General features: G+C 68.3%; 23 protein-coding genes. 10 read left to right on the forward strand and 13 right to left on the reverse strand.

Features of this window, described 5'->3' with window-relative positions; translation table 11 throughout:
* Positions 1-84: 84 nt before the first annotated feature.
* Positions 85-567, reverse strand: coding sequence for a GreA/GreB family elongation factor (locus ACXJLU_RS02115; protein WP_457328852.1), 483 nt, complete (start codon positions 565-567; stop codon positions 85-87).
* A gap of 128 nt (positions 568-695) precedes the next feature.
* Between ACXJLU_RS02115 and ACXJLU_RS02120 the strand changes: the two genes are divergently transcribed.
* Positions 696-1,628: a hypothetical protein gene (locus tag ACXJLU_RS02120; protein ID WP_457328853.1), complete on the forward strand. Its 933-nt coding sequence runs from the start codon at positions 696-698 to the stop codon at positions 1,626-1,628.
* A gap of 133 nt (positions 1,629-1,761) precedes the next feature.
* A complete protein-coding gene (locus ACXJLU_RS02125; protein ID WP_073464009.1) occupies positions 1,762-2,067 on the forward strand; it encodes a plasmid stabilization protein in 306 nt (101 codons plus the stop codon).
* A gap of 1 nt (position 2,068) precedes the next feature.
* On the opposite strand, the gene ACXJLU_RS02130 is transcribed toward ACXJLU_RS02125, so the two are convergent.
* Both ACXJLU_RS02130 and ACXJLU_RS02135 read right to left on the reverse strand, forming a co-directional pair.
* On the reverse strand, positions 2,069-2,602 hold the full coding sequence (locus tag ACXJLU_RS02130) for a phosphoglycerate mutase family protein (RefSeq protein WP_457328854.1): 534 nt from the start codon (positions 2,600-2,602) through the stop codon (positions 2,069-2,071).
* A 17-nt stretch (positions 2,603-2,619) separates the two neighbouring features.
* A complete protein-coding gene (locus tag ACXJLU_RS02135; RefSeq protein WP_457328855.1) occupies positions 2,620-2,805 on the reverse strand; it encodes a DUF3606 domain-containing protein in 186 nt (61 codons plus the stop codon).
* A 171-nt stretch (positions 2,806-2,976) separates the two neighbouring features.
* Here ACXJLU_RS02135 and xth point away from each other — a divergent pair, with 171 nt between their 5' ends.
* Positions 2,977-3,768 carry an exodeoxyribonuclease III gene (gene xth / locus ACXJLU_RS02140; protein WP_457328856.1) on the forward strand — a complete coding sequence of 264 codons (792 nt, stop codon included), beginning with the start codon at positions 2,977-2,979 and terminating at the stop codon, positions 3,766-3,768.
* Between the two features lie 18 nt (positions 3,769-3,786).
* Here xth and ACXJLU_RS02145 read toward each other — a convergent pair whose 3' ends face one another.
* Positions 3,787-4,473: a glutathione S-transferase family protein gene (locus ACXJLU_RS02145; protein WP_457328857.1), complete on the reverse strand. Its 687-nt coding sequence runs from the start codon at positions 4,471-4,473 to the stop codon at positions 3,787-3,789.
* 129 nt (positions 4,474-4,602) lie between these two features.
* Between ACXJLU_RS02145 and ACXJLU_RS02150 the strand changes: the two genes are divergently transcribed.
* Positions 4,603-5,166, forward strand: coding sequence for a TetR/AcrR family transcriptional regulator (locus tag ACXJLU_RS02150; protein WP_457328858.1), 564 nt, complete (start codon positions 4,603-4,605; stop codon positions 5,164-5,166).
* Between the two features lie 48 nt (positions 5,167-5,214).
* Positions 5,215-5,790, forward strand: coding sequence for a TetR/AcrR family transcriptional regulator (locus ACXJLU_RS02155; RefSeq protein WP_457328859.1), 576 nt, complete (start codon positions 5,215-5,217; stop codon positions 5,788-5,790).
* 36 nt (positions 5,791-5,826) lie between these two features.
* On the opposite strand, the gene ACXJLU_RS02160 is transcribed toward ACXJLU_RS02155, so the two are convergent.
* Positions 5,827-6,699, reverse strand: coding sequence for an aldo/keto reductase family oxidoreductase (locus ACXJLU_RS02160; RefSeq protein ID WP_457328860.1), 873 nt, complete (start codon positions 6,697-6,699; stop codon positions 5,827-5,829).
* 92 nt (positions 6,700-6,791) lie between these two features.
* Here ACXJLU_RS02160 and ACXJLU_RS02165 point away from each other — a divergent pair, with 92 nt between their 5' ends.
* From ACXJLU_RS02165 to ACXJLU_RS02185, 5 genes are read left to right on the forward strand one after another with little or no spacing between them, the layout of a single operon-like run.
* Complete coding sequence (locus tag ACXJLU_RS02165; RefSeq protein WP_457328861.1) at positions 6,792-7,697, forward strand: LysR family transcriptional regulator; 906 nt, start codon at positions 6,792-6,794, stop codon at positions 7,695-7,697.
* Positions 7,694-8,206 carry a hypothetical protein gene (locus tag ACXJLU_RS02170; RefSeq protein ID WP_457328862.1) on the forward strand — a complete coding sequence of 171 codons (513 nt, stop codon included), beginning with the start codon at positions 7,694-7,696 and terminating at the stop codon, positions 8,204-8,206. Before ACXJLU_RS02165 ends, ACXJLU_RS02170 begins: the two co-directional genes overlap by 4 nt.
* Positions 8,207-8,261: 55 nt before the next feature.
* Entirely contained in the window at positions 8,262-8,696 is a 435-nt protein-coding gene (locus ACXJLU_RS02175) for a hypothetical protein (protein WP_457328863.1), read from the forward strand.
* Positions 8,693-9,190: a GNAT family N-acetyltransferase gene (locus ACXJLU_RS02180; protein ID WP_457328864.1), complete on the forward strand. Its 498-nt coding sequence runs from the start codon at positions 8,693-8,695 to the stop codon at positions 9,188-9,190. Before ACXJLU_RS02175 ends, ACXJLU_RS02180 begins: the two co-directional genes overlap by 4 nt.
* Positions 9,177-9,632 (forward strand): cupin domain-containing protein, encoded by a 456-nt coding sequence (locus ACXJLU_RS02185; RefSeq protein ID WP_457328865.1) that lies wholly within the window; start codon positions 9,177-9,179, stop codon positions 9,630-9,632. The genes ACXJLU_RS02180 and ACXJLU_RS02185 overlap by 14 nt, the downstream gene beginning before the upstream one ends.
* A gap of 45 nt (positions 9,633-9,677) precedes the next feature.
* On the opposite strand, the gene ACXJLU_RS02190 is transcribed toward ACXJLU_RS02185, so the two are convergent.
* Genes ACXJLU_RS02190 through ACXJLU_RS02225 form a run of 8 tightly spaced genes read right to left on the reverse strand, consistent with a single transcriptional unit; the run spans position 9,678 to position 15,178 of the window.
* Positions 9,678-10,085: a VOC family protein gene (locus tag ACXJLU_RS02190; RefSeq protein WP_457328867.1), complete on the reverse strand. Its 408-nt coding sequence runs from the start codon at positions 10,083-10,085 to the stop codon at positions 9,678-9,680.
* A complete protein-coding gene (locus tag ACXJLU_RS02195) occupies positions 10,082-10,588 on the reverse strand; it encodes a helix-turn-helix domain-containing protein (protein WP_457328869.1) in 507 nt (168 codons plus the stop codon). Before ACXJLU_RS02195 ends, ACXJLU_RS02190 begins: the two co-directional genes overlap by 4 nt.
* 33 nt (positions 10,589-10,621) lie before the next feature.
* Positions 10,622-11,224: a hypothetical protein gene (locus ACXJLU_RS02200; RefSeq protein ID WP_457328870.1), complete on the reverse strand. Its 603-nt coding sequence runs from the start codon at positions 11,222-11,224 to the stop codon at positions 10,622-10,624.
* Positions 11,221-11,874: an SCO family protein gene (locus tag ACXJLU_RS02205; RefSeq protein WP_457328871.1), complete on the reverse strand. Its 654-nt coding sequence runs from the start codon at positions 11,872-11,874 to the stop codon at positions 11,221-11,223. The genes ACXJLU_RS02200 and ACXJLU_RS02205 overlap by 4 nt, the downstream gene beginning before the upstream one ends.
* A 7-nt stretch (positions 11,875-11,881) precedes the next feature.
* Positions 11,882-12,325, reverse strand: a complete 444-nt coding sequence (locus ACXJLU_RS02210; protein WP_457328872.1) for a group III truncated hemoglobin — start codon at positions 12,323-12,325, stop codon at positions 11,882-11,884.
* Complete coding sequence (locus ACXJLU_RS02215) at positions 12,318-12,920, reverse strand: c-type cytochrome (protein WP_457328873.1); 603 nt, start codon at positions 12,918-12,920, stop codon at positions 12,318-12,320. Before ACXJLU_RS02215 ends, ACXJLU_RS02210 begins: the two co-directional genes overlap by 8 nt.
* Positions 12,921-12,936: 16 nt before the next feature.
* Positions 12,937-13,548, reverse strand: a complete 612-nt coding sequence (locus ACXJLU_RS02220) for a cbb3-type cytochrome c oxidase subunit II (protein ID WP_457328874.1) — start codon at positions 13,546-13,548, stop codon at positions 12,937-12,939.
* A 28-nt stretch (positions 13,549-13,576) separates the two neighbouring features.
* On the reverse strand, positions 13,577-15,178 hold the full coding sequence (locus ACXJLU_RS02225) for a cbb3-type cytochrome c oxidase subunit I (protein WP_457328875.1): 1,602 nt from the start codon (positions 15,176-15,178) through the stop codon (positions 13,577-13,579).
* Positions 15,179-15,211 lie beyond the last annotated feature (33 nt).

Consider the following 15,211-nt stretch of genomic DNA (forward strand, 5'->3'; position numbering starts at 1 on the left):
TGGCTCGCGCCCGCAGATGGCTCACCGCAGGCGTCAGCGAGGATCAGTTTCTGGGGCAGGTGACGCGCAACTCGCAGGAGCGGCTCAATGAACCCGCAGCACCTCAAACTGCTGTCGGATTGGAGCGACCTGTATCGACACCTCATCACCCTCGCATTTGCCCAGCATGGCCCTGCCCAAAGGGGCTTCGCTGCTGATGACCTGAACGAGCTGACCGCCGCTGACCAACTTCATGCTGCCTCCATCCGGGCCGAGAAAGAGCTGTTGCTGCTTGTCGTCGGAATCGACCAGGCAGACCAGCGCGCCGAGCTGTATGCCTTTGCTGGCGTCGTAGGGGCGCGGGCGGAATTGGCGCCAATGGGCCATCGTCTGGCGGATGGCTTCGGCGCGACGAGCTTGGCCGGTGGCCAGGTAGGCGGCTTCGAGTCCCAATGTGTCGTATTTGTTTTCGGCGACGTTTTCTTCGTGAGTCGCCGTTTCATGGGCCGCCCGCATTGCCTGTTCGGCTTGCAGCAGGTCTTCGGCGAGCCGTTCCAGCACTTGCTGCTGCAGCAAGAATTTATCCATGATGAAAGATCGGCATCTCGAACAAGCGGGGGTCAGGTTTTGATTATGAAGGGCTCCGCCAGCCTTCGACGATCTGTTGAGTCGCTAGACTGACCGTCGGTGCACTCTGCGAGCACTCGACCCGCCCGATGCCTGAATCATCCGAACACCTCGGCCCCCCTGCTGCCGGCCCCGCCTCTGCGAGCACATCGCCGCCGGGGCGTGCGCTCGGCATCGCCGCACTGGGCCTCGATGCACGCGATCGTGCCGTGCTGGTCTCGATGACGCGCATGCTCGACGGCCAGGCGGGCCTGCGCCTGCGCTGGGTAGAAGACGCCACCGCCTGCACCACGCTCTTCGTGCCGCACGACTGGTCGCAGTACGTCTCGCCACCGCGGGTGCTGGTTCGGCTCACGCCACGCGGCGCGACGCCGGCCGACTCGCCGCGCGGCCTGTCGGTGGCCTCGCCGCTGCGGGTCAGCGAGATGACCGGTGTGCTCGAAGCCGCCGCAGCGCTCTACGAGCTGGCGCGCGGCGCCGTGCAGCGCGAGCACGCCCGCATGGCGCTGTACGCCTTGCGGGACCTGCTGGTCGGGGCACTGCTCGCCGGCGAGCGTCGACGAACGCTGTTCGGCGTGGGTGACGGGCACGGCCTGGTCGTCGACTTCCGCACGGGTGACATCACGAGCTCGCTGCCGCAGGCCGAGCTGCTGGTGCGGCCGTTGCATCTGGCCGACCCGCAACGCGCGCCCGACGCCGTTTCGTGGCCGGGTGCGACCCACACCTTGCGGCTGTCGACCTTGCTGTGGGGCCTGACGCACGTCCTCATCGACCAGGGCGTCTCGCCCCGCACCATCAATGGCCGCTACCAGCTCACACGGTCGCCCGAGCCTGCGGCCCTCGCGCGCCCGAGCACGCCGCGGCTGGTGACCGCCTGGACGCAGCGCGCCATGGGCGTTGGCGAAGCGGCCGCGGCGGGCCGGCTCTCGGCCTTCGAGATCCTGTGGTTCCTGAGCACGGCGCTGGCCCTGGGCATCGCCGTGCCGGCTACCGAGTCACAGGCGGGCACGACGCAGGCCTGAGCAGGCGAGGCCGAGGTGGGCGCCGTGCCTCGAAAGTCGTGTGCGAATCGACTGACATGCGCTTGCACCGCTGTCCGGCTGACGAGGTCGCTTGCTCGCGGCATCGTCAGGCCCTGGACTTCAAGGAGCGATCATGCCGAGAGGTGACAAGTCGTCGTACACCGACAAGCAGCAACGCCAGGCCGAGCACATCGAGAAGGGCTACGAGCATCAGGGTGTCGCCAAGGACGAGGCCGAACGCCGGGCCTGGGCCACGGTGAACAAGGAAACGGGTGGCGGCAAGAAGTCCGGCTCCGGCCGCGGCAAGGCGGAGAACCACGAGCCGTCGCGCAAGGGGGGCCGCATCGGCGGGCAGGCATCGGCCAGCCGCACGGCAGCCGAGCGATCGGCCTCGGCGAAGAAGGCGGCCGCCACGCGCAAGCGCAACGCCGCCCGCTAGCCTACGCGTCGCCCGCGAGCAGCGACTGATGCTGCACCGACCAGCGCCAGCCGTGGTCGTCCTCGCGGGCGAACACCCAGACCTCGTCGAAGCAGTCTTCATCCCAGCGGCGCGATGCCGCCTCGGCCACGCCGAGCGCGGCTGCCAGCGCAGGGATCTGCTCATGCCGCCAGCAGATCAGCACCGGCCCCGCGGCCGCGAGGCTGCGGCGGATCACTTCGGCTTCACCGCCTTCCGAGCGGTGCTCGGCCTGCACCTGGATCTGGAGCGCCGCTGCGAGCGGCGCGACCGTCAGCGCCGGGCGCTTGGTGCGCCCGTGCGAGGCCGCGGCAAAGATGTACGCCGGCGGGCTGATGCCGGGCTGCCGCGACGAACTCGTTCTCGACGCGAAGTAGGGCACCAGCGCGCCGGCGCGTTGCCAGCCGCGCACCGACAGGCCGCCGGGATCGGCCACGCCGTGGCCGTCGATCGCGATGTCGTCACCGCCGGGCCTGGGCTTCTCGGCATGGCGAATGATCATGATCTGCTGTGACATGGCGGTGCGCCCTGGGATCAGCGAGGCTTCGTGCCCAGGTGCTTCTCGACATCCTTGGCAGCCGTGCCGACTTCCTTCACCGCGGCCTTCAGCCGGTCGGGGCTCACGTTGAACTTCTTCGCCCAGTCGCGGAGCTCGTAGTCTTCGTTGACGTTGATGCGGGTGCGGTCCTGGCCGCCTGCCTTGTTCTTGTCGTCAGCCATCGTGTTCTCCTGAATCTGCCCGAGCCGGGTGCCTGAGCATTGCCTGCATGGTCGGCACGCATGAAGCTCCGTTGTGCCGGACGGGGCCGCAATCGTCGGCAGGCATCGTCCGACAGACCGATGGTCCGTGCTCCGACAGCCGCGGGCCGAACGCCGCGCAAGACTGCCACGATGAAGATCGCCACCTACAACATCAACGGCGTGCGCGGGCGTCTCCGTTCGTTGCTGGCGTGGCTGGCGTCCGACCAGCCGGACGTCGTCTGCCTTCAGGAACTGAAGACCTCGCAGGCGACCTTCCCGCGCGCCGAGATCGAAGCGGCCGGCTATGGTGCGATCTGGAGCGGAGAGAAGGCCTACAACGGTGTGGCGATCCTCGCGAAGGGCGCCGAGCCGATCGAGATCCGACGCGGCCTGCCGGGCGACCCGAAGGACCTGCAGAGCCGCTACATCGAGGCAGCAGTGAACGGGGTGCTGGTGGCTTGCCTCTACCTGCCGAACGGCAACCCGCAGCCCGGGCCGAAGTTCGACTACAAGCTGGCCTGGTTCGAGCGGCTGATCCGGCATGCCGCGTCGCTGGTCGATCGGCCGGAGCCGGTGGTCATCGCCGGCGACTACAACGTCGTGCCCACCGACGATGTGAAGGACATCTACAACACCCGCTCGTGGCTGAAGGACGCGCTGCTGCAGCCCGAAAGCCGCGCTGCGTACCGCCGCCTGCTGGAGCAGGGCTGGCGCGATGCGCTCGCCAGCAAGCGTTCGCCGGAACCGCTGTACACCTTCTGGGACTACTTCCGCCAGCACTGGCAGCGCAACGCCGGGCTGCGGATCGATCACCTGCTGCTGAACGCTGTGGCGGCAAAGCGCCTGAAGGCGGTCGGGGTGAACCGCGAGTTGCGTGGATGGCCCAAGGCCAGCGACCATGCGCCGGCTTGGATCACGCTGACCAGGCCAGCGAAGCGATAGGGCAGCGGCGGTTGGTGCTCAGAACCCCATGCGCTTCAGGTCGACCGGCAGGAAGGCCTGGCCGCTGCGGTTCTTCACACTGGGAAGCTGCGCGACGCGCTCGCGCCATTGCAGCAGCGCGGTGTTCCCTGCGGCCACCCCGAGCCCGGCGGCATCCGCGAACATCAACCCGGCGAACAAGGTGATGTCGGCCATCGAGAAGGCGTCGCCGGCCACGAAGGGCTGGCCTTCCAGCACCTCGTTGAAATACTTCATGCCGGCCACGGCCTTCGCGCCTTCGCGCTGGCCCATCTCGGCACGGCCCTGCCAGTCGGGGCTTTTGAAGGCCTGCAATGCGCTGCCGAGCCCCGGCGTGGCGTGGTGGAAGTAGACGCCCACCGGGTCCAGCACGTACGCCTCGGCACGCCGCTGCATCATGTGGATCAAGGCCTTCTCGCGCGGGGTGCGGCCGGTCAGCGTCGGCTTGCCGTCGAGGTTGTCGAGGTACTCGGTGATGGCGGTGCTTTCCGAGATGAAAGTGCCATCGTCGAGCTCGAGCACCGGCAGCACGCCCGACGGATTCAGGGCAAGAAACGCAGGCTGCTTGTGCTCGGCACCGATCAGGTCGACCGGCAGGAACTCGACCTGCGAGTCGAGCCCTTTCTCGGCCAGCACGATGCGGATGCGGGCAGGGTTGGGGAAGCCGGGGCGGTCGTGGATCTTCATGGTCGGATTCAGGTTGAACATCAGGTTGATTGATTACCTATCGGTCGATAGGTAAGTGGCGAACTGTAGGCGAAGTTCGCCGAATCCGTCAATCTGATCTACCGATAGCTAGTGTGCTAGAGTGGCCAGATGAGCACAGACACGCGCGAAACCATCATGCAGGCCGCCCGCGCCGCGGTGCAGTCACACGGCTACAACGCACTGAGCTTTCGTGAACTCGCGAAAGAGGTCGGCATCAAGAGCGCGAGCGTGCATTACCACTTCCCGACCAAGGGCGACTTGGCCGCCGCCTTGGCGAGCCAGTACACCGACGAGGCCGCCGCGTTCTTCGACGCATTGCGCGCGTCGACGCAAGATCACGCGCAGCGCATGGCGACCTACACCGCAGTCTTTCGCCGGGCGCTGGAGAACGACAACCGCATGTGCCTGTGCGGGATCATGTCGGCCGAGTACGACGACCTGCCGGCCGCAGTGCGGGTGCAGGTCGACCGGTTCACCGCGGTCAACACGCGCTGGCTGATGGAAGTGCTGGCCGAGCGCCGGCCGCAGATGAAGCCGAAGGCCCTGGAATCGCAGGCGCTGGCCATCTTCGCCGCCATCGAAGGCGCTCAGTTGATCGCGCGAGGGCGCGCCGACCTGAAGTCCTTCGACCAGGTCATTGCGGCGTACACCGCGGCAGGGCTGTTCGGCTGAGGGCACCATGTGGGATACTGTCTACTGGTAGGTAGACAAGGATTCTCCATGGGTGCTTCGATCGCAGGCCTCGGCGAGACGCGGGAACGGGTGTTCGAGGCCGCGGCCCGGATGCTTCGAACCTGTTCCTACCTCGGGTTCAGCTTCAACGACATCGCGCAGGAGATCGGCATCAGCAAGGCCAGCCTGCACCACCACTTCCCGTCGAAGGAAGCCCTGGGGCTCGAACTGCTCGCCGCCGCGGCGCAGCGCTTCGTGGAGTGGCGCGAGTCGGCACCCGAGGCACCCGGAGCCGCGCTGGACGCCTTCGTCGCGATGTACCGCAACACGCTGTCCGCCGGCCAGGCGGTGTGCCCCGGCGGCTCGTTCGCCGCGGGCTGGGATTGCGTCGGCGACGAGTTGAAATCCGCGGTGCGCAAGCTTCGCGCCGACCAGATCGACTGGCTCACCCGCGTCTTCAAGGCGCAGGACACGCAACGCACATCGGCCGAAGCCTCGGCCCTCGCGGCGGCCGTTTTCGCGGCCTGCCAGGGCGCGTTGGTCTCGGCGCGCGTCACCGGCAAGGCGAAAGACTTCGACGCGGCGATGACCGTCGTTCGCACACTGGCAAAGGCATCAGCATGACGCACCCGAACCGTGTCGTGCGACTCTACTGACGCTTCAAGCCCCGGCCGCGATCCGGTCGAGCGTTGCCACTGCATCGCTCGGCAGGCTCAGTTCGGCGGCCGCCAGGTTCTCGCGCAGGTGTCCCACTGACGACGTGCCGGGAATCAGCAACAGGTTCGGCGCGCGTTGCAGCAGCCACGCGAGCGCCACCTGCATCGGCGTTGCACCAAGCGCGTCCGCGACCTCCGACAGCGCCGTCGACTGCAGCGGGCTGAAGCCGCCGAGCGGGAAGAACGGCACGTAGGCGGTACCGTGCCGCGCGAGCTCGTCGATCAGCGCGTCGTCGTCGCGGTGCGCGAGGTTGTACAGGTTCTGCACGCAGACGATCGGGCAGATCCGGCGGCCGTCGGCCACCTGCGTCCGCGTCACGTTGCTCAGGCCGATGTGGCGCACCAGGCCCTGGTGCTGCAGTTCGGCCAGCGCGCTGAGCGGCTCTTCGAGCGAGCCCTCGGCCGGCCCGTGCACGTCGAACATGCTCCGCAGGTTGACGACCTCCAGCACGTCGAGGCCGAGGTTGCGCAGGTTGTCGTGCACCGCCTGCGTCAGCTGCTGGCGCGAGAAGGCCTTGTTCCACGAGCCGTCTTCGCCGCGCAACGCGCCGATCTTGGTGACGATGACCAGGTCGTCGCGGTACGGGTGCAGCGCCTCGCGAATGATCTGGTTGGTGATGTGCGGGCCGTAGAAGTCGCTGGTGTCGATGTGGTTCACACCGCTGTCCACCGCGGCGCGCAGCACCGCGACCGCGCCGGCGCGGTCGGTCGGCGGACCGAAGACGCCCTTGCCGGCGAGCTGCATCGCGCCGTAGCCCAGGCGGGTGACGGTGCGCGTGCCGAGCTTGAATGTTCCTGCCTTGTTGATGTCGATCATGAGAGCTCCTGTCGTGTGACCACGAATCTATCGGCCATCGACTCCAACGATAAGATGCCTCAATCGGCACAGGCTGTACGGAATCTAGAACAATGGCGGTCGACCTCGGTGATCTCACGGCCTTGCTCGCCGTCGCGCGCGCAGGGGGCTTCCGCGATGCGGCGCGCGCCACCGGTGGCAGCGCCTCGAGCCTCAGCGAAGCCGTCCGCCGGCTCGAAACCCGGCTCGGCGTGCGGCTGCTTCACCGCACCACGCGCAGCGTCGCGCCCACCGAAGCCGGTGCGCGGCTGCTCGAGCGGCTGGGGCCGGCGCTGGTTGAGGTGGAGGCCGCGCTCGACGTGGTCAACGGTTTCCGTGACCGGCCCGCGGGCACCTTGCGGCTCAACGTGCCGGTCAGCGCGGTGCGCCTGGTGCTGCCGCACATCGTGCCGGCGTTTCTGGCGGCCTATCCCGACATCCGCCTCGACATCGTGGCCGAGGACAGCTTCGTCGACATGCTCGCGGCGGGCTGCGATGCCGGCATCCGCTATGACGAGCGGCTCGAGCAGGACATGATCGCGATCCCGATCGGCCCGCGCGAGCAGCGCTTCGCGACGGCGGCGTCGCCCGCGTACCTCGACCGCCACGGCCGCCCCGATCATCCGCGCGAGTTGCTCGACCATGCGTGCCTGCGCGGGCGCTTCAGCAGCGGCGCGATGCCGGCCTGGGAGTTCGAACGCGATGGCGAGGTCGTGAAGGTGGACCCGACCGGGCCGCTGATCGTGAGCCTGGGCGCGGCCGTCGACCTGGCCGTCGATGCCGCGGTGGCCGGCACCGGCGTGATCTACCTGTTCGAGGACTGGCTGCGGCCGATGCTCGACAGCGGTGCGCTCGAGCCGGTGCTGCAAGCGTGGTGGCCCTCGTTCACCGGGCCCTTCCTCTACTATCCGAGCCGCCGCTATCTGCCGGCACCGTTGCGCGCCTTCGTGGACTTCATCGGCACGATGCGGGTCGAATGAAAATGCGCGGCTCCCACGATCAACCGAAAGCAGTTCACGTGCTCATGCCGCAACCGACCGTGGTCGAACTCCTCACTGCCGAGAACGGCATGAGGAAGGTCAGCTGCACGAAGACATTGCAGGCTCACTGCGGTCTCGGGCTGGCAGCGGCCAAGGACATCACCGACGCACTGCTGGACCAGCAGTACCCCACGGTGTCGCTGCCGTCGGCCGCCGCCGCGAGAGCGCTGGTGGTCGAACTGGCCGCATCGGGTGTGGTCGCCCGTTTTGCGGAGGGGCCGGATTACGACCCCCAGGAGCGCCTCGCCTCGGCGCTGTCATCCGTGCAGTCAGTCCTCAGCCCTGAAGTTCTTCGCAGTTGCGAGTCCTTGTCCGCCCACGGTGAATGGGAGCTGGCGGTCTCGCGGGCCCTCGCCGGGCTGCCACAAGGAGACGACGCCAACGCCACGCCTGAATTCATCATGCTCAGCGAACTGGCTGTCGAGTTCGGCATCTTGCAAGGACGGTGAGAGCACGGTTCATTGCCATCAGAGACTCATGAAAACACCTCAGACACTTGCCATCGTGATGGCGCTTCTCACCTCGGCGTGCTCATCGGTCGATGACCGCGTGTCGGCCGCCATCGGCGACGCCGTTCGCGAGAAGCACGCGCTGGAGATCCGCATCGCAGCCCTCACGGATTTCGAATGGGAGAAGGTGTACCTGTTCGGGCCGTATGCGCCGCGTGCACACATCTGCGAGGTCTTGGGTGTCGAGGCCCGGCAGTGCGAGCGCATCGTTCCCTTCGAATCGATGGACGACGGCGTCATGAGCCTGGCGTTCGTCTCCGGCACGCAGGTGGTTCGCTATGCCAGGCACCGTCGCTTGAACGGCGACTTCACGCCGGTCGCGAGCCGGCAACCGATCCTGGCGTCAGACGCGGTTTTCAAGGTCGTCCCGTCGGGTGTTTCGCAAGATGGCAAGTCGTGGCTCAAACTGGTCCGCGGCGTGCCATCGTGATCACCATCCGTCCCGCTGTCCTGGAGGATTCGCCAGCGGTCTTCGACGCCCACCAAGACTCGGTTCTGAACCTCTGCTCAGGCGCCTACACGCCGGTTCAACTCGAGGCCTGGTTTGAAGGTCGCACGCACGAGATCCACCACCCGGCCATCGAGTCCGGGCAGATCGTGCTCGCCGAGCAGCAGGGCAGGGTCCTTGGTTTCTTTGGATTCGTGCCAGGCGAGATCACGCTGTTGTTCGTTCGTCCGGAAGCCGCCGGCTCCGGCTTGGGCAGCCGGCTGTTCACGCTCGCGGTCGCAAGTGCCGAGGCGGGCCACGAAGGGCCACTCACCGTCGTGGCCACCCGGAACTCGCAGGGCTTCTACGAGAAGCACGGATTCATCGCTGTCGACTCATCGTTCTTCGTCCGCGGTGCTTCCGAGATGCGTTTCGAAGTCGTCGACATGCGCCGCGAAGCGGACTGCACGAAAGGATCAACGCATGCCCAAGATTGATCTCTCCGGTGTTCGCGTGCATGCGGGCTCCGGCTACCCGTCGCCGTTCGATGCGCCTTGCGCCGCGCGCACCCGCCGCCGCCTGGGCGATGCGGGTGGGTTGCAAGACTTCGGCGTGAACCTGATGACGCTGCCCCCTGGCGGCTGGTCCAGCCAGCGTCACTGGCACAGCGACGAGGACGAATTCGTCTTCGTTCTCGAGGGCGAACTGACGCTCGTCGAAGACGATGGCCAGACCTTGGTGTGTGCAGGCGAGTGCGCGGCCTTTCCCAAAGGCAGCGGCAACGGCCATCACCTGAAGAACCTGTCGTCCGCCGTGGCCGTCTACCTGGAAGTGGGCTCACGCCAGCCCGATGACCTCACGACCTGTTCGGACATCGATCTGAAGAGTTCGAATGCCGATGGCCGATTCGTGCGCAAGGATGGCACGCCGTATCCGTGATCGAAGCGCGCGAGCGTCCCGGTGTCCGGACCTCGCCATGAGCACTCAGTGCCGCGCCTCGATCATCTTCCACCCGTTCCCCGACGGATCGCGAAAGCCCGCATCCACCGTGCAGTAGCGCTCGGTCGGCTCCTGCGTGAACTCCACGCCGCGGGCCAGCATCCGCGCGTGCGCGGCGCGGCAATCGTCCACCTTCAGCACCAGCGGCGGCATGCCGCCCTTGGCGACGATCGCGCGCAGCGCCTGCGCGGTCTCGGCGTCGTGCACCGGCGCGCCGGGCACGCTCAAGCCCAGCTGGAACGACGGCTGGTCCGGGTGCTGCACGGTGAGCCAGCGGTAGTCGCCGTTGCGCACGTCGGTGTGGACGCGAAAGCCGACCTTGTCGACATAGAACGCGAGCGCTTCATCCTGGTCGCGCACGTACAGGCTGACGACTTCGATGCCTTGGGTCATGGAACCTCCTTCTTGCCGGAGCTGTTGCTGAAGGCGTCGTTTATAGCGGCCACCTCCCGCCGCCGCTTCTCCGAAACTGCGATCGTCAGGTCCGGCCGATGCGCCGCACCCAGCACGCAGGCGGGCACGCGGCCGGGCTCCTGCAGCGCCGCCCGCGCGCGCGAGCGCACCGCGCTCGGGCTCTCGCCCGTGATGTCGCGGAAGGTGCGCCCGAAGGTGCCCAGGCTCTCCCAGCCGGTCTGGAACGCGATCTCGGTGATCGGCAGCTCGGTCTCGCGCAGCAGCGCGGTCGCCCGCTCGATGCGCCGCGTCAGCAGGTAGCGGTGCGGCGGTGTGCCGAAGGCCTGCTTGAACGAGCGCGCGAAGTGCGCTTCGGAGACCTCGCTGACGCGCGCCAGCCGCTCCACCGGCCAGGCCTCGTGCGACGCGGCGTCCATGCGGTCCTTCGCGCGCAGCAGGCGGCGCAGCAGCTCGGGGTCCTGGCTCGTCGGAAGCTCACTCATGCGGCGGCATTGTGCCGCCTGGCTCCGTCTTCGTTACGCCGTTCGCGATGTGCCGCGGTGATCGGCGTCCGCAGCGCTCACCGGCTCGTCCATCGCCATGCGGATCGCCAGCGCGCCGAGCAGCAGCGCGAGGCCCAGCAGGCCTGCGCCGGCCCACGCTTGCTGGTCGACGAGGTAGTTCACGCACAGCCGGCTCTCGCTCTCGCGGTACAGCAGCCCGGCGGTTGCCATCATCCAGGCCAGGTTGAACAGCACGAAGAGCCGCAGCTCGCGGCGCCAGCGCTGCAGTGCACGCGCCAGCACCGCGCCGGCCACGAGCCAGTTCAACGCCTTCGCGAGGGCGATCCAAGGACTCAGCAGCGCGAGGTCGAGCGCCACCGGCAGCATCCAGAACGCGGTGGTGAGCATCACCAGCAACGCGCTCGACAAGCCTTCGGCATCCCAGCACGAATCGCCGCCGGCCGGCCGCGGCCACAGCGAAGCCGCGGCCCAGCCTGCCGCGAGCAGCAGCGGGAACTCCACCAGCATGTGCAGCGCCATGCTCGCTTCGAGCAGGTGGCGCAGTGGCGGCACCAGCAGCAGCGGCAGGGCCACGGCGAGCACCGCGATGCGCACGAGCTTCTGCGCAGGCTTCACGGTGCGGCTCCCGCCAGGCGTCGCGCCGCCGCGAGCGCCTGCGGCCAGTCGTCGTAGTCGAACACCTCGCGCAGCCGGCCTTGGCCGTCGATCAGGTGGATCGCCCCGTTGTGCACGTAGCCGCCGACGCCGTCGGGCACGGCGACCACGCCCAGCTCGCCGAGCAGGCGCTGCGAATCGTCCGCGGCTGGCACCGCGATCCACCACTGCGCAGGCGCGGCGTGGTGCAGCGTGGCGTAGCCGGCCAGCGCGGGCACGTCGTCGTGCGCGGGGTCGAACGACAGCGACAGCAGTTGCACCGGTGCGGCACTGCGCGCCAGCTCGGCCTGCATGCGCTGGTACTCCGAGCCGAGCGCCTGGCACACGCTGGTGCAGCGCGTGTAGATGAAATCGACGAGGAAGGCGCGCGGCGTCGGGCCTTGCGCCCACAGCACGCGCCGGCTGCCGTCGCTCAGCGTCGCGGCGAGCGGCGAGGCCTGCAGCAGGCCCTGCTGCGCCTGCGCGCGCCGCAGCGATTCGAAGGTCCACAGCTCGAAGCCGTTGCTGATGCGCGCGACGGCTGCGGCGAACAGGGCCAGCAGCACGCTGCAGCACAGCAGCGTCGGCCACAGCGGCCGGCGCGGAGCAGCGGAAGCGGTGGCGCCGTTCACTGGCAGCTCAGGGCGCGACCCACACGTCCGGCTCATGCCCGACGGCCACGCCGTTGCGCATCACGAAGCGCGGGAACTCGCCGAAGAAGCCGTGGAACAGGTTGCGGCCGATGCCGTGCGCGGTGCGCTGGAACTCCTCGGCGACCTCGCCGGAGAACAGCCGGTCGGTGTGCCGATGCCACAGCGTGATCCAGCGCAGGAAGTGCTCGGGGCGCACGCCGTCGATCACCATGTGCTTGCCGTACACGTTGCCGCGGAAGGTGCGCGTGCCCAGCATCACGGTGCTCCAGAACTCGACCAGCCGTGCCAGGTGCACGCTCCAGTCGTCGCCGATGACCCGGTTGAACACGGGCGCGAGCAGGTCGTCGCGCCGCACGTCGGCGTAGAAGTCGTGCACCAAGGTCTCGATGCCGGCGCGGTCCAGGGCCGGGGCAGTGACTTGCTCACTCATGCGGGGGCAGCTCCTTGTCGCCCGCGAAGCTCTCGCTGCGGGCTTTCGTCTGGTCGCGCACCTGGGCCACGGTGGCCGCCGTCACGGCCGGCGCGCTGTTGCCCCACTGGCTGCGCACGTGGCTCAGCACCGCGGCGATCTGCTCGTCGCTCAGCTGGGCCTTGAAGGCGGGCATCGCGCCGTTGTAGACCGTGCCCTTCACCGTGACCGCGCCGGTGATGCCGTGCAGCACGATGGCGGCGGCCGTCGTTTCCTTGCCGGCCACCCACTCGCTGCCGGCCAGCGGCGGGAAGACGCCCGGCAGGCCGAGGCCGGTCGGCTGGTGGCAGGCGGCGCACAGCGAGGCATAGAGCGCGCCGCCATCCACCGCGGCGCCGGCGGTCTTGACCTCGCCTTCGAGGTCGGCGCGGCTGCGGCCATCGCCCCAGGACGACGGCGTGTCGATGTGGGCATACGCGATGTAGACGATGCCGAAGCCGACCAGCAGCGCGACCAGGATCAGCAGCGGCCACGGGATCGGGTTGCGCTCTTCGTGCGGGTCGGGGTTCTCGCGTTGCTGTTGACGAGGGGGCTGGCTCGGGGTGTTCGAATCCATGGCGCTGTCCTCCTCGTCAGCGGGTGGTCGCCGGTGCGGACGCAGGCGCCTGCGCCGCGAGCACCGGGTAGCTGCGGTCCAGCGACTTCAGGTAGGCCACCAGGTCGAGTGCCTCCTTGCTCGCGATCACCGCCTTGCCGCCCGGCGCGTAGCCGGCCGGCACGCGCACCTCGACATCGCCCGGCTCGGCCTTCTCCTTCAGCTCGAACATGAACGGGTAGCTCGGCATGATGCTGCCCTTCACGTAGGCGCGCGGCTGGAACAGGTGCCCCAGGTGCCACTGGTCGCTCGGCTGGCGCACGCCGATGTTCATCAGGTCGGGGCCGGTGCGCATCGTGCCCAGCAGGTGCGGCGCGTCGTAGGCGTAGTCGCCGGCCACCGTCGCGCGGCCCCAGCCGCGCTGGAAGTCGGGCGCGAACTCGCGGGTGCGCGGCTGCTGCGAGTGGCAGTAGACGCAGCCGTTGCGGATGTATTCCTCGCGGCCGCGCAGCTGCGCGCTGGTGTAGGGCTTCAGCCCGGCGATCGGCGGCGCGTCGCGCACCGTCATGTACGGGATCACCACCAGCGCGCTGGTCGCGATGCCGAGCATCGTCATGCCGCCGGCGAGCAAACTGATTTCGTTCTTCATGGTCGGTCCCGGCAGTTCGGTGGCGGCGTCAGACGATCTTCAGGCGGGGCGCATCGCGCTGGGGTGCCCGGTCGAGCAGCAGCCTCACGAAGTGCAGCACGAACACCAGGTGGCCGGCCACCATCAGCGCGCCGCCGATGCTGCGGCCCTTCAGGTAAGGCAGCGTCAGTGCCACCGATTCCATGAACGGCCGGCTCGCGTCGAGCATCGCCTTGCCCTGCAGCCAGCCGCCGATGCTGAGCGACACGAAGTACACCGTGATGCCGATCGCCGACAGCCAGAAGTGCGCCGCGATCAGCGCCGGTGACGGCCATTCCTTCGCGGTGATGCGCGGCACGATGAAGTAGATCGCGCCGAAGAACACCATCGTGACGAAGCCGTACAGCCCGAGGTGCGCATGCGCCACCGTGTAGTGCGTGAAGTGCGTGACGACGTTGATGCTGCGCAGCGCCTCGTACGAACCCTGGATCGAGCTGGCGGTGTACATCAGCCCGCCGAAGCCGATGAAGCGCAGCGTCGGCGACCAGCGCAGGGCCTGCAGGTGGCCCTTCAGCGTCTGGTGCTGGTTGACGGTGAAGGCCACCACCGGCACCACCATCATCACGCTCTGCACGATCGACAGCGTGACCATCCAGCCCGGCACCGGCCCGCCGATCAGGTGGTGGCCGCCGACCTGGCCGTAGAAGAATGCGAGGCCCCAGAAGCCCAGCAGCGACAGGTTGTACGACTGCACCGGCCGGCCGATGATCTTCGGCAGGAAGTAGTACACCGAGGCCAGCGCGAGCGGTGTGTAGAACAGCCCGAGCACGTTGTGGCCGAACCACCAGTTCATCGTCGCCTGCTCGACGCCATGGTGCAGACCGGGAAAGTTGGCGACGAAGAACAGCACCGGGAACCAGAACAGCGCGCAGCCCATGTACCAGACCGAGACGTACAGGTGGTCGACGCGCCGGCGCAGCAGCGTCAGCACCAGCGGCACGCCGACCAGCGCGCCGCCGGCGACGAACAGCATGTCGATCTGCCACGGGATCTCGAGCCATTCGAGGCCGTCGCTGACACCCACCGCGATGCTGCCGAGGCCGGCGATCAGCGCGGCGTTCCACAGCGCCGCGCCGAGGAAGGCGTAGCGCGCGCCGACCAGCTCGGTCTTCAGCAGCCGCGGGATCACGAACAGCGCGATGCCGAGGCCGGCCATCGGCGCCCAGCCATAGGCCACCGCGTTCAGGTGGATGGTGCGGATGCGGCCGAAGGTGAGCCAGGCCTGCGACACCAGCCAGTCGGGCTCGTGCAGCTTGATCGATGCGGTGAGGCCGGCGGCTGACGCGACCAGCAGCCACGCAAAGGCGCAGCAGAAAAAGAAGAACACCAGCGGCGCGGTCGAGGCATCGGCCTTCAGGCGGTCGGCCAGCTCGGGCAGTGCGGAGTCGGCGGTGGGGGTGTTGTCGATGCGTGCGCGCTGCGCGGCGCTCAACGACGGGTCTTCGGGCTTGCCGATCTCGCCGGGTGCGAAGATCACTTCGGCGCCCCGGGTGCTCTTGTCCAGCAAGCCGCTGCGCTGGCTCCAGATGAAGACCAGCAGCGCGACCACGGACAGCACGAACGCGGACAGCAGGATGGCGACGGTGCTCATGGGGAACCCCTCCGGCATGTTGTTGTTTCAATC

This window comes from Rhizobacter sp. P5_C2 (assembly GCF_054049715.1).

What these genes read in the sequence shown, in the direction of transcription:
- ACXJLU_RS02115 (WP_457328852.1), bottom strand. Translation starts at nt 567, where the DNA reads ATGGATAAATTCTTGCTGCAGCAGCAAGTGCTGGAACGGCTCGCCGAA.
- ACXJLU_RS02120 (WP_457328853.1), top strand. Translation starts at nt 696, where the DNA reads ATGCCTGAATCATCCGAACACCTCGGCCCCCCTGCTGCCGGCCCCGCC.
- ACXJLU_RS02125 (WP_073464009.1), top strand. Translation starts at nt 1,762, where the DNA reads ATGCCGAGAGGTGACAAGTCGTCGTACACCGACAAGCAGCAACGCCAG.
- ACXJLU_RS02130 (WP_457328854.1), bottom strand. Translation starts at nt 2,602, where the DNA reads ATGTCACAGCAGATCATGATCATTCGCCATGCCGAGAAGCCCAGGCCC.
- ACXJLU_RS02135 (WP_457328855.1), bottom strand. Translation starts at nt 2,805, where the DNA reads ATGGCTGACGACAAGAACAAGGCAGGCGGCCAGGACCGCACCCGCATC.
- xth (WP_457328856.1), top strand. Translation starts at nt 2,977, where the DNA reads ATGAAGATCGCCACCTACAACATCAACGGCGTGCGCGGGCGTCTCCGT.
- ACXJLU_RS02145 (WP_457328857.1), bottom strand. Translation starts at nt 4,473, where the DNA reads ATGAAGATCCACGACCGCCCCGGCTTCCCCAACCCTGCCCGCATCCGC.
- ACXJLU_RS02150 (WP_457328858.1), top strand. Translation starts at nt 4,603, where the DNA reads ATGAGCACAGACACGCGCGAAACCATCATGCAGGCCGCCCGCGCCGCG.
- ACXJLU_RS02155 (WP_457328859.1), top strand. Translation starts at nt 5,215, where the DNA reads ATGGGTGCTTCGATCGCAGGCCTCGGCGAGACGCGGGAACGGGTGTTC.
- ACXJLU_RS02160 (WP_457328860.1), bottom strand. Translation starts at nt 6,699, where the DNA reads ATGATCGACATCAACAAGGCAGGAACATTCAAGCTCGGCACGCGCACC.
- ACXJLU_RS02165 (WP_457328861.1), top strand. Translation starts at nt 6,792, where the DNA reads ATGGCGGTCGACCTCGGTGATCTCACGGCCTTGCTCGCCGTCGCGCGC.
- ACXJLU_RS02170 (WP_457328862.1), top strand. Translation starts at nt 7,694, where the DNA reads ATGAAAATGCGCGGCTCCCACGATCAACCGAAAGCAGTTCACGTGCTC.
- ACXJLU_RS02185 (WP_457328865.1), top strand. Translation starts at nt 9,177, where the DNA reads ATGCCCAAGATTGATCTCTCCGGTGTTCGCGTGCATGCGGGCTCCGGC.
- ACXJLU_RS02190 (WP_457328867.1), bottom strand. Translation starts at nt 10,085, where the DNA reads ATGACCCAAGGCATCGAAGTCGTCAGCCTGTACGTGCGCGACCAGGAT.
- ACXJLU_RS02195 (WP_457328869.1), bottom strand. Translation starts at nt 10,588, where the DNA reads ATGAGTGAGCTTCCGACGAGCCAGGACCCCGAGCTGCTGCGCCGCCTG.
- ACXJLU_RS02210 (WP_457328872.1), bottom strand. Translation starts at nt 12,325, where the DNA reads ATGAGTGAGCAAGTCACTGCCCCGGCCCTGGACCGCGCCGGCATCGAG.
- ACXJLU_RS02215 (WP_457328873.1), bottom strand. Translation starts at nt 12,920, where the DNA reads ATGGATTCGAACACCCCGAGCCAGCCCCCTCGTCAACAGCAACGCGAG.
- ACXJLU_RS02220 (WP_457328874.1), bottom strand. Translation starts at nt 13,548, where the DNA reads ATGAAGAACGAAATCAGTTTGCTCGCCGGCGGCATGACGATGCTCGGC.
- ACXJLU_RS02225 (WP_457328875.1), bottom strand. Translation starts at nt 15,178, where the DNA reads ATGAGCACCGTCGCCATCCTGCTGTCCGCGTTCGTGCTGTCCGTGGTC.